The 13,882-nt window shown below is 71.5% G+C and carries 6 protein-coding genes and 2 pseudogenes; 5 read left to right on the top strand and 3 right to left on the bottom strand.

Going from position 1 to position 13,882, the window contains the following annotated elements; genetic code table 11:
* The 3 genes from ACFV04_RS40740 to ACFV04_RS40730 form a co-directional block, all read left to right on the top strand.
* Positions 1-1,296, top strand: a 1,296-nt coding sequence (locus tag ACFV04_RS40740; protein WP_380536128.1) for an alpha/beta fold hydrolase, incomplete at its 5' end; no start/stop codon positions are given.
* Between the two features lie 44 nt (positions 1,297-1,340).
* A complete protein-coding gene (locus ACFV04_RS40735; RefSeq protein WP_380349257.1) occupies positions 1,341-2,372 on the top strand; it encodes a ketoacyl-ACP synthase III family protein in 1,032 nt (343 codons plus the stop codon).
* Between the two features lie 17 nt (positions 2,373-2,389).
* Positions 2,390-9,049 carry an SDR family NAD(P)-dependent oxidoreductase gene (locus tag ACFV04_RS40730; RefSeq protein ID WP_380536126.1) on the top strand — a complete coding sequence of 2,220 codons (6,660 nt, stop codon included), beginning with the start codon at positions 2,390-2,392 and terminating at the stop codon, positions 9,047-9,049.
* A gap of 72 nt (positions 9,050-9,121) precedes the next feature.
* Here ACFV04_RS40730 and ACFV04_RS40725 read toward each other — a convergent pair whose 3' ends face one another.
* Together ACFV04_RS40725 and ACFV04_RS40720 are read right to left on the bottom strand one after the other, a co-directional pair.
* Positions 9,122-10,348: a cytochrome P450 gene (locus tag ACFV04_RS40725; protein ID WP_380349253.1), complete on the bottom strand. Its 1,227-nt coding sequence runs from the start codon at positions 10,346-10,348 to the stop codon at positions 9,122-9,124.
* 107 nt (positions 10,349-10,455) lie between these two features.
* Complete coding sequence (locus ACFV04_RS40720; protein ID WP_380349251.1) at positions 10,456-11,133, bottom strand: LuxR C-terminal-related transcriptional regulator; 678 nt, start codon at positions 11,131-11,133, stop codon at positions 10,456-10,458.
* Positions 11,134-11,558: 425 nt separating this feature from the next.
* Between ACFV04_RS40720 and ACFV04_RS40715 the strand changes: the two genes are divergently transcribed.
* On the top strand, positions 11,559-12,689 hold the full coding sequence (locus tag ACFV04_RS40715) for an acyl-CoA dehydrogenase family protein (protein WP_380536124.1): 1,131 nt from the start codon (positions 11,559-11,561) through the stop codon (positions 12,687-12,689).
* Between the two features lie 202 nt (positions 12,690-12,891).
* Here ACFV04_RS40715 and ACFV04_RS40710 read toward each other — a convergent pair.
* Positions 12,892-13,229, bottom strand: a pseudogene (locus tag ACFV04_RS40710) (flavodoxin family protein); the annotation flags it as partial.
* Positions 13,230-13,232: 3 nt separating this feature from the next.
* Between ACFV04_RS40710 and ACFV04_RS40705 the strand changes: the two are divergent.
* A pseudogene (locus ACFV04_RS40705) lies at positions 13,233-13,676 on the top strand (ATP-binding cassette domain-containing protein); the annotation flags it as partial.
* Positions 13,677-13,882: the final 206 nt, after the last annotated feature.

Raw genomic sequence — 13,882 nt, 5'->3', positions numbered from 1 at the left:
GCAGCCCTCGCCCGACACCCCCACATCGCCCAGGCCACCACCACCGTCCGCACCGACCAACCCGGCGAAAAACGCCTCATCGGCTACGTCGTCCCCACCACCGGAACCACAATCGACCCGAGCACACTGCGTCGCGACCTCGCCGGCTCGCTGCCCGACTACATGCTCCCCGCCGCGATCGTCGTACTCGACCGGCTCCCGCTCACCATCAACGGGAAACTGGACCACAAGGCCCTGCCCGCACCCGACTTCACCACCATCACCACCGACCGCGTGCCCCGCACCCCACGCGAGGAAATCCTCTGCCGCCTCTTCGCCGACGTCCTCGGCCTGCCCCGGGTCGGCATCGACGACAACTTCTTCGAACTCGGCGGACACTCCCTGCTCGCAACCCGCCTGATCAGCCGCATCCAGTCGACCTTCGGCGTCCGGCACACCATCCGGACGGTCTTCGAGGCACCGACCGTCGCCGCCCTGGCGGAGCGGTTGAACTCCGACGACGTGGGCGAGGCGCTCGGAACGCTGCTGCCCCTGCGACCGCAGGGCAGCCGGCCGCCGCTCTTCTGCGTGCACCCGGCCGGTGGGCTGAGCTGGTGCTATTCGGGCCTGATGAGCGGTCTCACGCCCGACTATCCGATCTACGGGATCCAGGCCCGCGGCATGTCCGCCGAGGAGCCTCGCCCGACCACCCTGGAGGAGATGGCGGCGGACTACGTGCGCACCCTGCGGGGTGTGCAGCCGGAGGGCCCGTACCACCTGCTCGGCTGGTCGTACGGCGGCGTGGTCGCGTACGCCATGGCGGCGCAGCTGCGCCGGCAGGGGCAGGAGGTGCGGCTGCTGGCGATGCTGGACTCGTACCCCGAGACGCAGTTCGGCGAGAAGATCCCGGGCGACCGGGAGGCGCTGAAGCTGCTGCTCGACTACGTCGGTCTGGACATCGACGAGGAGACCCGCGACAGCGTCGACCTGACCAAGCTCCTGGAGCTGATCCGCGCGGAGAACAGCGTCCTCGCCAATCTCGACGTGTCCCAGGTACTGGCCCTCGTCGACATCGTCATCAACAACATCCACCTCATGGACGCGTACCAGCCGGAGGCCTACGACGGCGACGTCCTCTTCTTCACCGCCACCGAGGGCAAGGTCGAGAACTGGATGAGCTGCGACGCCTGGGCGGAGTACGTGAACGGGCAGGTCGAGAACCATCTGATCGCCTGTGAGCACACGAAGATGACCGATCCCGAGCCGCTGCGGAAGATCGGCGACACCATCACCCGCTACCTGTCGGAACGAGCCTGACGGCTGCCCTCGAAGAGGACACCACCAAGACCAAGGAGACCTTGATGAGGCTGGAGAACCTCTACCTCAGCGGACTGGGCACCTACCTGCCGGATTGGATGAGCAGCCGCCGGGCCATCGAGTCGGGGCTGTACGACGAGATCCTGATGCTCGATTCGGGTGTCACCGGGACACTCGTGGCCGGGGACACGCCGCCGGTGGAGATGGCCGTCTCGGCCGGCCGGGAGGCGCTCAAGCGGGCCGGGCTGGAGGCGGCCGCGGTGGATCTGCTGATCCACTCCTGCGTGTTCCCGCAGGGCCCGGAGATGTGGTACCCGGGCGGTTACATCGTGCGGGAACTCGGTGCCGGGAACATCCCGGTGTTCGAGGTCAGGCAGGGCTGCAACGGCATGCTGGCCGCGCTGGAGCTCGCGGCAGGGCAGCTGAGCGTGGACCGGTCGCGGACCACCGCGCTGCTCACCACCTCGGACAACTTCAAGTCGCCGAAGGCCGACCGCTGGCGCGGCTACGGGCCGGGCACGGTGATCGGTGACGCGGCCAGCGCGATGGTGCTGGACACCGCCGACGGGTTCGCCCGGGTGCGTTCGGTGAACCACCTGGTGATCCCGGAGCTGGAGGGCCTGCACCGCGGCGGGGTGCCGCTGTTCGACGGGCACGGCAGGGAGCACATCGACATGGTCGAGCGGGCCCGGCACTTCAGCCGGGAGTACCGGCCGCTCACCGAGGTCAACGAGATGATCGCCAAGAAGCAGGCCGACGTGGCCCGGCGCTCCCTGGAGGAGGCCGGGATCGACGTCGGGGACGTCGCCAAGGCGATCTACGTGAACCAGGGCCAGTACCTGGTCTCACAGTTCTTCCTCGACCCGCTCGGACTGCCGGAGTCCGTATCGACCTGGGACTTCGGCCGGACCGTCGGCCATCTCGCGGCGAGCGACCACGTCGTCGCACTCGACCACCTCATGACCACCGGGCAGCTCGCGCCCGGAGACCACGTCCTGCTCGCGGGTGCCGCGCCGGGGTTCGTGGTCAGCAGCGCCGTGCTGACCATCGGCGCCACCGCTTCATGGGCAATCTGACGAGAACAGGAGTGACAATGGCCAGTCGGAAGCACAGCGGGGACCAGCAGGACGGGAACCAGCAGCGCGAGGACCAGCAGGGCGAGGGGCCGCAGGCCGCCGGTCCCGCCATCGCGATCGTGGGCATGGCGTGCAGGTTTCCTCAGGCGAACGGCCTGGAGGAGTACTGGTCGCGCCTGAGCGAGGGACGCGACTGCATCACGGAGGTGCCACCCAGCCGGTTCGACATCGACGCGTACTACGACCCCCGACCGGGCACGCCCGGGCGGATCATCAGCCGGCACGGCGGGTTCCTGGACTCCGTCGAGGAGTTCGACGCCGACTTCTTCGGCATCGCCCCGCGCGAGGCCCAGCACATGGACCCCCAGCAGCGGCTGCTGCTGGAAACGGCGGCCGCCGCCCTCGAGGACGCCGGCCTCACCCGCGAGCGACTGGCCGCCGGGAAGGCCGGGGTCTTCATCGGCTCGATGGGGCGCAACTACTGGGACACCATGAGCCGGCAGGGCGTCCTGGACATCTACGCCAACGCCGGGACGGCGCCGAGCGTGCTGTCCGGCAGGCTGTCGTACGCCTTCGACCTGCGCGGCCCCAGCTTCACGGTGGACACCGCGTGCTCGTCGTCCCTCACCGCGGTGCACCTGGCCTGCCGAAGCCTGCGCAACGGCGAGTCCTCGCTCGCGCTGGTCGGCGGGGTGAACCTGGTCCTGGTGCCGGAGGAGAGCATCACATTCTCCAACGGCAAGATGCTGGCGCCCGACGGCCGCTGCAAGTTCGCCTCCGTCCACGCGAACGGCTTCGTGCGCAGTGAGGGCGTCGGCGTGGTCGCCCTCAAGCTGCTGGACGACGCGATCGACGACGGCGACTCGATCCGGGCCGTGATCCTGGGCTCGGCCGCCGTCAACGACGGGCAGAGCAGTGGGGCGATGATGGCGCCCGCGGACGAGGGGCAGCAGCAGGCGCTGCGGGCGGCGTACGCGGACGCGGGCGTGGACCCGGCGCAGGTCGACTACGTGGAGGCGCACGGAACCGGCACCGGCGCCGGGGACCCGGTGGAGCTGCGGGCGCTGGCGGCCGTGCTCGGCGAGGGCCGCCCCGCAGACCGGCCGCTGGTGGTCGGTTCGGTGAAGACGAACATCGGTCACACCGAGGGCGCCGCGGGCATCGCGGGACTGATCAAGGCCGTGCTGGCGGTCGAGCGGGGGGTGATCCCGCCCAGCCTGCACAGCGCCGAGCTGACCTCGGCGGTGGATTGGTCTCGGGCGCCGCTGCGGGTGCCCCAGGAGGCGCAGGACTGGCCGCAGTCCGAGCGGCCCGCCCTGGCCGGAGTCAGCTCGTTCGGGATCTCCGGTACGAACGTGCACGTGGTGCTCGGCGCGTACCGTCCGGTTCCGGCCGAGCGGCCCGAGCCCGAGGAGGGCCGCGCCCGGCTGCTGGCGCTGTCCTCGCACCAGCCCGAGACGCTGCGCTCGGTTGCGGAGGCCTACCGCCGCTACCTGGAGCCGGGCGGTGCGGGCAGTGAACTCCCTTTCGACGACGTCTGCTTCAGCGCCGCGACCCGCCGGGAGCACCGGGAGAGCCGGCTCACCCTGGTCGGCTCCGACCACAAGGACCTGGCCGGCAAGCTCGGGGCCTTCCTCGCGGACGAACCGAGCGCCGGCCTGCGGTCCGCGGACGACGTGTACGCCGAGCGCGCCCAGGTGGTGTTCGTGTTCCCCGGCCAGGGGTCGCAGTGGGTCGGGATGGGGCGCGAACTGCTGCGCACCGAGCCCGAGTTCCGCCGTGCACTGGAGGAGTGCGACGCCGCGATCCAGGCCGAGGCCGGCTGGTCGGTGATCGAGCGGCTCACCGAGGGCACGGACGCGCTGGAGGGCGTGGACGTCATCCAGCCGACGTTGTGGGCGATCGAGGTGGCGCTGGCCGCAGTGTGGCGTTCTTGGGGGGTCGAGCCCGACTTCGTGGTCGGACACAGCATGGGCGAGGCGGCGGCCGCCTGTGTGGCGGGGTCCTTGAGCGTGGCGGACGCGGCGGCCGTGATCTGCCGGCGCAGCGCCCTGGCCAAGAAGGTCTCCGGCAAGGGCGTGATGGCCTCCGTCGAGCTGAGCGCGGCCGAGGCCGAGCAGCTGCTGGAGCCGTACGCCGGGGTGATCTCGGTGGCGGCGGTCAACGGCCCGCTGTCGACCGTGCTCTCCGGCGACGGCGACGCGATGCGCAAGGTGTTCGAGACGCTGCAGAAGCGCGGAGTGTTCTGCCGGCTGGTGCAGGTGGACTTCGCCTCGCACGGCCCGCAGGTGGAGAAGCTGCGGGCTCCGCTGCTCAAGGGGCTGCGTTCGCTCAGGCCGCGGGCCGGCACGGTGCCGATGTACTCCACGGTCGACGAGCGGCCGCTGGACGGCAGCACGCTCGACGCCGCCTACTGGGCCCGCAACCTGCGCGAGCCGGTCCGGTTCGGGCCGGTGGTCCAGCGGCTGCTGGAGCAGGGGCCGACGGTGGTGATCGAGATCAGCCCGCACCCGATCCTCACGCCCGCCGTGCGCGAGTACATCGACGCGGCGAAGAGCGACAGCCTGGCCGTCGGCTCCACCCGGCGCAACGAGCCGGAGCTGGCCTGCCTGCTGGACGGGCTCGCCGCAGTGCACCTGAGCGGCCACCCGGTGGACCTCGGCCGGCTGTTCCCGGCGGAGTCGGCGTACGTCCGGCTGCCCGGCCCGGCGTGGCAGCGGCAGCGGTACTGGTTCCCGGAGAACCCGGAAGCCCTCCGGCCCACCGATCGGCCCGCCGTGCGGGGCTCGGCCGGCCGGGCGACGGCAGCAGCCCCGGTGCCGGCCGGTACCGGGCACCCGCTGCTGGGCGCCCCGGTGCCGGGCGCCGGGCACGTGTGGGAGGGGCCGCTGGACCTCGACGCCAACCCCTACATCCGGGACCACCAGGTCCAGGGGGTGGTGATCGTCCCGGGCACCGCCTACGTGGAGCTGGTGTCGGCGGCCGCCGCCTCGGTCTTCGGATCGGCGCCCGCGATCCGGGACATCACCTACCACGAGGGCATCTTCGTCTCCGCCGACGAACCGGCGCCGACCGTCCGGGTGACGCTGGAGCAGGGCGCCGACGGATCCTGGTCCTTCCTGGTCGGCAGCCGCTACCACGACCAGACGGAGCACTCCCGCAACGTCACGGGCCGCCTGGACCCGTCCGAGCCGATCGGCTCACCCACGGCGGGCGCGGGTGAGCCGCGCGAGGCGGTGCAGCAGCGCTGCCAGGAGCTGGCCGGCGAGGAGTTCTACCGCCGGTTCGCGGCCAAGGGCAACCAGTGGCTGGGTGCCTTCCAGGGGGTCGACCGGCTGTGGCGCCGGGACGGCGAGGCGTTGGCCCGGATCCAGGCCCCCGAGTCGATCCGCGACGCCGACCCCCGTCACCTCTTCCACCCCGCTCTGCTGGACGCCTGCGGTCACACCCTGGCGGCCGCCACCGAGGGCTTCCGGACCGCCAGCGAGCACGACGCCTTCGTCCTGGGCAGCATCGAGCGGGTGCGGCTGTACCGGCGCCCGCAGGGTGCGGTCTGGAGCCACGCGGTGCGCACCGCCGTCCGCCCGGACGCCATCGTCGGCACCGTGCAGGTGTGGGACGACGACGGTGTGCTGCTCGCCGAACTCGAAGGCGTGTCGCTGCGTTTCCTGGTGCCACGGCCGACGCAGCGCGACGGCAGCGGGTGGCTGCACGAACTCGTGTGGCGGCCCACCGCCCCGGCCACCGCGGCCGGGCCGCGCGACGGCTACTGGCTGGTGTTCGCCGATCGCGGCGACACTGCTGACACGCTGGTGGACCAGCTGGGCGGCCGCGCGGTGGTGGTGACCGCGGGTGAGCGCTACCGCAGCACGGCCGCCGACCGGTACGAGATCGCGCCGGGCGCGGCCGACGAGTACCGCCGGCTGCTCACCGCGGTCCGCCAGGAGGCCGGCGACCGGCCCTGCGCGGGCATCGTGCACCTGTGGGCGCGGGACGCCGCGGACCCGAGGACCGACCGGGACACGGCGGCTGCGGCGGTCGCCTCGGCCGAGCGGCTCGGCCTGCACAGCGTGCTGCACCTCTTCCAGGCCCTGGATGCGGTGGGGTGGCCCGCCGGGCGGCTCTGGCTGGTGACCGACGGCGCGCAGCACCTGCCGGACGGGCACGGACCGGTCTCCGTCGGCCAGTCGATGCTCTGGGGGCTGGGGCGCTCCCTCATCCAGGAGTACCGCCAGTGGCGGTGCGCCTTGGTCGACCTGCCCGGCGGGTCGGGTAGCCGCTGCGTCGATCTGCTCGCGGCCGAACTGCTCGCCGCGGACGGACCGGAGAACCAGATCGCCTTCCGCGACGGTCGGCGGTACGTGGCGCGGCTGGTTCCGCACACCCTCCCGGGCACGGCGCCGGCCGACCCCGGAACGGCGGACGTGCCGGCCCGTTACGAGGTCCGCAACCGGACCAACGGGCTGCTCGACACACTCGGACCGATACCGGTGGAGCACCGCGACCCCGGCCCCGGCGAGGTCGGGATCCGGGTGACCCGGACGGCGCTGAACTACCGGGACGTCCTGACCGTGATGGGCGCCTACCCGGGCCTAGGCGAGGGTGCGAAGCTCGGCTGGGAGTGCGCGGGCGTGGTCACGGCGCTCGGTGAGGGCGTGGCCGGACTGCAGCCGGGTGACGAGGTGATCGCCCTGTCCGAGGGGGCATTGGCCAGCCATGTGGTCACCAGCGCCCACCTCGTCGCCCGCGTGCCGGCCCGGCTGACCGTCGAGGAGGCACTGACGCTGCCGGCCGCGTACCTCACGGCCTACTACGGCCTGTGCGAGCTGGCGAGGCTGGCTCCCGGGGAGCGGGTGCTGATCCATTCGGCCACGGGTGGCGTGGGCCTGGCGGCGATCCAGATCGCCCGCTGGCGCGGGGCGGAGATCTACGCGACGGCGGGCAGCCCGCAGAAGCGCGCACTCTTGAAGGCCATGGGGGTCAAGCACGTCGCCGACTCCCGTTCGGGGGACTTCGCCGAGTCCGTCCTGGCGGCGACCCGCGGCGAGGGTGTCCACGTGGTGCTCAACTCGCTCTCCGGGGAGGCGATCCCACAGAACCTGTCGCTGATCGCGCCGTACGGCCGCTACGTGGAGCTGAGCAAGAAGGACCTGTTGGAGAACAGTCCGATCGGTCTGCTGCCGTTCTCCAGGAACCTGGCCTTCTACGCGATGGACCTCGTCGACATGCTGCGGACCCGCCCGCAGCAGGTGGGTACACTCCTGGAGCGGGTGCTGGAACTGGTCGACGGCCGGGCGATCGAGCCGCTGCCGTACGAGAGTTACGACATCGGTGAGGTCGAGGAAGCCTTCCGGCAGATGGCCCGGGCCCGGCACATCGGCAAGGTCCTGGTGCGGTTCGAGGAGCCGGAGGCGCCGGAGACGGCGGCCCGAACCGCCGCCGCGCCGGTGACCGAGGCGCAGTCATGGACGGCGTCGGAGGGCTCCTACCTGGTCACCGGCGGTCTCGGCGGGATCGGCCTCAAGCTGGCCGGCTGGCTGGTCGAGCGGGGGGCCGCGGACGTCGTGCTGCTCGGCCGCAGCCCGCTCGGTGACCGGGCGTCGGAGCTACGCGGTCTGGAGCTCTCCGGTGCCCGCGTGACGTACCACGCGGTCGACGTGGCCGACGAGGACGCGCTGCGCGCGCTGCTGCGGGACCACGCGGCCGCTGGCCGCCCGCCGGTGCGGGGAGTGCTGCACGCGGCCGGGGTCATCGAGCTGGTCTCGGCGGCCGAGACGACCCCCGAGCAGGTCACCGCAATGGTCCGGCCGAAGGCCGCCGGGGCCTGGGCGCTGCACCGGGTGCTGGAACGGCAGCCGTTGGACTTCTTCGTGCTGTTCTCCTCGGCGTCGGCGATCCTCGGGTCGCCCATGCTGGGGGCCTACGCCGCCGCCAACGCCTCGCTGGACGCGCTGGCCCACCACCGCCGGGACCAGGGGCTGCCCGCGCTCTCGGTCAACTGGGGCTTCTGGTCGACGGTCGGCATGGTCGCCCGGTACGCCGACGAGCACGGCCGGGACCTGGCCCCGCAAGGCGTGGACAGCTTCACCCCGGAGGAGGGGATCACCCTGCTCCAGCGGCTGCTGGACGGACCGGCCGGGCAGCTCACGGTACTCGACGCGGACTGGAGCCGGTGGAGCGCGGCCTACCCGGATGCCGCCCGGGACCCGCTGCTGCGTGAGGTGGTCGGCGGCCAGGAGCCGTCGGTGCCGGCCGAGGAGTCGACTTCTCAGGCGGTACGGACGGTCCCGGCGGCTCCGGCCCGGCCCGTACCCGCCCCGGTGGTTCCGGTCCGGCCCGCGCCGGTCGCCCCGGCCACGGTCGCTCCGGTCGTGCCGGTCACCCCGGTCACACCGGTCACACCGGTCACACCGGCCACGCCCCAGGCCGGCGACCCGGGCACGGTGCACGAGTTCCTCGCCGCACAGCTGGCCAAGGTCCTGGCCCTGCCGCCGCAGCGCCTGAGCGACCGCAAGCCGCTGAACCGGATGGGGCTCGACTCCCTCATGGCGACCGAGGTGCGCAGCCGGGTGCAGCGGGAGTACGGGGTGATGGTGCCCATGGCGCGCATGCTCGGCGGGCAGAGCCTGGCCGACCTGGCCGAGTTCGTCGCCGACGAGCTGGACCAGCGCGGCTGAGGTGGAACGACTTCGGGCCCGGACGCATCGTCGTCCGGGCCCGAAGGGGCCGCTGTGCACGAGTGTGTGACGTCAGGGCGTGACGGCGACCGGCAGCTTCTCCAGGCCGTGCACCGTCAGACCGGGGCGGGGGACCGGATCTCCCGCCAGTTCGATCCGCGAGTAGGTCGCGAGCAGCGTGGTGAACAGGATGTCGGCTTCGAGCCGGGCGAGTTGGGCGCCGAGACAGAAGTGGATGCCGGAGGAGAACGCCAGGTGCGGACCGTCGTCGCGGGTGATGTCGAACCGGTCAGGGTCGGTGAACTTGGCCGGGTCCCGGTTGGCGGCGCCGAGCATGGTGACGACCAGTTGCCCCGGCTCGACCTCCAGACCGGCCAGGGTGGTCGGCTCCAGCACGTTGCGGCCGTTTATCTGGATGGGCGAGTCGTAGCGGAGCATCTCCTCGACGGCCGAGGGCAGCAGCTCCGGACGCTGTCGCAGCAGGGCGAACTGGTCGGGCGCCTCCAGCAGTGCACGCAGGCCGTTGCCCAACAGGTTCACCGTGGTCTCGTAGCCGGCGCCGAACAGCACGATGGCCGTGGCGATGGTGTCCGCGTCATCGAGGGCGTCGTCCTCGGCGTCGCCCCCGGGGCCCGCCGCGAGTCGGCTGAGCAGGTCGTCGGCGGGGCTCCGGCGCTTTTCGGCCAGCAGTCCGGAGAAGTACTCCGCCAACGTGGTCTGCGCACTGTTCGCCCGGGTGAACGCCTCGCCGGCGACGAAGGGTTCGAGCACCCCGGTGATGTCGTGCACCAGCGGGGTGATGCCGATCCGGTCGGCGTGCGGCACCCCGAGCAGGTCCGAGATCACGTTGACCGGCAGCGGCAGGGCCACGGCCGAGATGAAGTCCTCGTTGTCGCGCAGCCCGGCCACCAGGGCGTTCGCCTGGGCGGTGACGGAGCCCCTCAGCTGTTCGGTGTGGCGGGTGGTGAACGCGGAACTGACCAGCCGGCGCAGGCGGGTGTGCTCGGGCGGGTTACTGAACAGCATGCTGCGGCCCACCGAGTCCCCCGTCCCGTGGCCGGTCGACTGCGTCACTCGCCCGGACTTCCCGAGGCTCCGGTGCCGCAGGGCGGCGTCGCAGTCCTCGTAGCGGGTGAGGACCAGCGCGTCCGTCGACGTGCGCAGGACCGGCGCGATCTCGCGCAGCCTTCGGTAACCGTCGTACGGGTCTCGTCCGGCCGGATCGCTGACGATCGAAATGTAGAGGTCTTCGGCCTCCCAGTTGATGTCGCCGGCAAGCGTGTTCGCGGGAGTGTCCACTGTGACTCCTGGTTCCTTTGGTCCTGTCCTGAATCCGGGCCGGGAATGTCCTTTCACCCGACTCCTCCGCGGGCACACCCGGGGATGCCCGCCGGGATTGCCGGTCCTCAGCCGGCGCGGCCGCAGACGAGGCCGGCCTCGTAGGCGTAGATGACGGCCTGCACACGGCCCCGGAGTTCGAGCTTGGTGAGGATTCCCTGGACATGGGACTTCACCGTGGATTCGGTGACCTTGAGGCCGGAGGCGATCTCCGGGTTCGAGAATCCCTGGACCATGAGCTCGAACACCCGCCGCTCACGCTTGGTCAGGGCCTGCACCCGGTCCTTGGCCTCCCGACCAGCGCCGTTCAGGTTCACCGACACTCTCGCCAGGCTGCTCGCCAGGTCGTCCCTGATGGGCCGGTACCCGGCGGCGGTCAACCGGACGGCGGCGATCAACTCGGCCTTGTTCATCCGCCGGTCGATCAGTGTGCACCGGTCGAAGCGCAACAGGTCCATGTTCCGGTCGTCCAGCGTAGGAACCAGGACTATGAGATGGACCGGCCGGGCGTCGTTGGACTGCGTCGTGAGATTCTCCGCGAGTTCCATGGTCTGGTACGAAAGCGTCCGCTCGCTGCACAGGATGACGTCCGGCCGTAACGCCGAAACCGCCCGTTGCGCCTCCGCCGAAGATGACACGTCCCCGACAATCAACACGCCGGGATCACCGCCGAGGACGGCACCCAACCCGGCACGCTCCAAGCCGTCCTCGCACACCAAGAGCACACCGATCTTCCCCCGTTCCATTATTCTCCTTTTTTAGTCAGTCGCTTTTCGGAGCCCATATCGCCGATATCGAGTGGTTCCGATGATCGAACCGACAGTAGCCTGCACCGCATACCGATTGAACGAACACCCAGAAGAACAGTTGTCCGAAAATCGCTTCCATGGGTCACCCTCGACGCCAGCCGTTGGCATGCCCGCCGCCCGGAAGCTGATCTTCCGCATGGATCCGCAGCTCAGCCATGCCGTTCAAGCCGACCGGAAACCTGTGAGAAGCATCACCACGGCCCGGTCGATACCGAAACGAAAGGAGAATTCAATAGCCTCGACGCCCTGTCCGATATCCGCTACCCCCTGTCTTCGGACGCTCCGCGGCTATAGGCTAATTAACCGTGCCACACCCGCGATGGGGCATTCCAACCCAAACGACGAGCAAAGGCGAGGAATCCATGGATCGGCCCACCACCCCCACCGACGCACCGGGCCCCCTGGAGCTCTCCGAGGCCCTCACGGCACTCCGGGCGGAGGCCGGCGACGACAGCACCGGGCGGCCGAGCGAGGTCGTCCTGGCGGCGCTCCGCACCACCGGCGTCCTCCGCCTGCCGATCCCCGCCGAGTACGGCGGCCTCGACGCCGACTGGCACGAGGCCAACGCGGTGATCACCGCGTTGGCCCGGGCCGACGCCTCGGTCGCGATCATCGTGTTCCTGCACTACGCGGCCGTCAGCCGGATCATCGCCTACGGTTCCGACGAGCATCGCAAGCGGCTCCTGAGCGCGGTCGCCCACGACGGCCGGATCTTCGCCTCCTCGTGGAGCGAGCCGGGCACCGACGCCGCCAAGCAGAAGGTCTCCACCACCGCGACCCGGTGCTCGACCGGGGCCTGGGAACTCGACGGGGCCAAGACCTTCACCACCGGCGCGGGTGTCGCCGACTTCTACCTGGTCCTGGCCCGGACCGGCGACGAACAGGAGGCGCCACAGGGCAGTTACGGCCGGTCCGACCAGGGCGTCTTCGTGGTCGACAGCACTCGGCCGGGCTTCGTGTTCGACGGCGTGCTGGATCTGTCCGGGATGCGCCGCTCCGCGACCGGGCTGATCCGGCTCAGCCGTTACCGGGCCGAGGAGGCGGACGTACTGACCCGCTCCCACCGGACCCCCGAGGCCATCGGCCACCCGCACACCCTGGGCCTGACCCTCGGCGCCGTCGCGCTGGGCATCGCCCAAGAGGCCCACGACACGGCGGTCGGGACCGCGCACGGACGCGCACTCCCGGACAACCCGCTGTCCCGGCACCACATCTTCGAACTGGGCGCGCAGCTCGCAGCGGTCCGGGGCGTGGTGGAGGCCGCGACCTCGGCTCCGGGAGACCGCACCGGGAGCGCGCTCACCGCCAAGGTCTTCGGATCGGAGACTGCCGAAGCACTCTGCCGCACGGCCCAGGGCCTGGCCGGCAGCGCCGCCTTCTCCCGCAGCCACCCCCTGAACCGGCTGGCCCAGGACGCACGCGCCATCACGCTGATGGGCCCACCCAACTACCTCTGCCGCGAGCTGGTCGTCACCCGCATGGCGAACCGCTGACGGGCCGTCCGTCTTCGAACCCCCTCCTGCGGGCCGACGCTCCGCATGGACTCCCTCCTCCTACCGAAGCATGGCGCGGCGCCCGTCGTCGGCTCGCTTGCCGTCTTCGGCCGGTAGCGTCGCCGGTCATGGGTCTCGAACCACGGCCAGGGCCTTGTCGATCGCGCAGAGCAGTGCGACGCCGACGAAGAAGCCGGAGCCGGCAGGCGTAGAGGCGCTCGATGACCTTCTTCATGATGGAGGAGTTGTCGCCCAACCAGATCGGGCCGACGACGATCAGGACGTCCGCGGCCATCACTTGGCGGTACAGGGCCGGCCATTCGTCGGTTTCCCAGCCGTGTGCGGTCATGTCCGGCCAGACACCGGTGGCGATGTCGTGGTCGACGGCGCGGATCACGTCGACGGCGACTCCCTGGCGCTCCAGGATGCCGCGGCTGACATCGATCAGGCCCTGATGTGGCTGCGCTCGAGCGAGCGCTTGAGCGTACAGTTGAAGATCAGTGCGCGCAGGTCGGCGTAGGAGGTCGCGGTCCCCCTCACTTGAGCAGGTGTCGACGCCGGGGTGCCGGGGCTCGGGCCGTCGAAGTGCTCGACCCCGTCGGCATCGCCGACGCGGCGCGGCGCTCGCGGTCGCGTCCGCACGAGTTCAGCGGCGGCATGCGCCAGCGGGTGCTGATCGCGATGGCCCTGGCCTGCGAGCCGCGGCTGCTGGTCGCCGACGAGCCGACGACCGCGCTGGACGTCGCCGTCCAGGCCCAGATCCTCGACCTGCTGCACGAGTTGCGCGCCGAGACCGGGGCCGGGCTGGTCCTGGTCACCCACGACCTGGGCGTGGTCGCCGGGAGCGTCGACCGGGTCGCGGTGATGCGGGCCGGACGGATCGTGGAGCTGGGCGACGCCGACTCGGTGTACGACTCCCCTCGGCACGCCTACACCAAGGGCCTGCTGGCCGCCGTACCGGTGCTGGATCCCGTCGAGGCGACCGCCCGGCGCCACGCCCGGCTGGCGTCCGCCGGGGCCTGACCGGCGTGCCGCCGGAGAGGGCTCAGGCGTGCCGGCGGCAGCCGGCGATCACCGCCTCGCGGCTGGGAGGTGAACTCGCGCCCGAGCCGGCGCATCACGGAGTTGCCGGTTGGCCGGTCGAGGCCGGTCGAGGCCGCCGCGGCTGCCCGGTGCGGCGGGGCCGGTCCGGC

The sequence above is a fragment of the Kitasatospora sp. NPDC059599 genome (assembly GCF_042735125.1).
Taxonomy (GTDB): domain Bacteria; phylum Actinomycetota; class Actinomycetes; order Streptomycetales; family Streptomycetaceae; genus Kitasatospora.
Note: the sequence above shows the minus strand (reverse complement) of the source record. Positions and strands in the feature narration are given on the sequence as shown.

Excerpts from the sequence above, each read along its gene's own strand:
- ACFV04_RS40715 (WP_380536124.1), top strand. The coding sequence starts at position 11,559 with ATGGATCGGCCCACCACCCCCACCGACGCACCGGGCCCCCTGGAGCTC.
- ACFV04_RS40720 (WP_380349251.1), bottom strand. The coding sequence starts at position 11,133 with ATGGAACGGGGGAAGATCGGTGTGCTCTTGGTGTGCGAGGACGGCTTG.
- ACFV04_RS40730 (WP_380536126.1), top strand. The coding sequence starts at position 2,390 with ATGGCCAGTCGGAAGCACAGCGGGGACCAGCAGGACGGGAACCAGCAG.
- ACFV04_RS40735 (WP_380349257.1), top strand. The coding sequence starts at position 1,341 with ATGAGGCTGGAGAACCTCTACCTCAGCGGACTGGGCACCTACCTGCCG.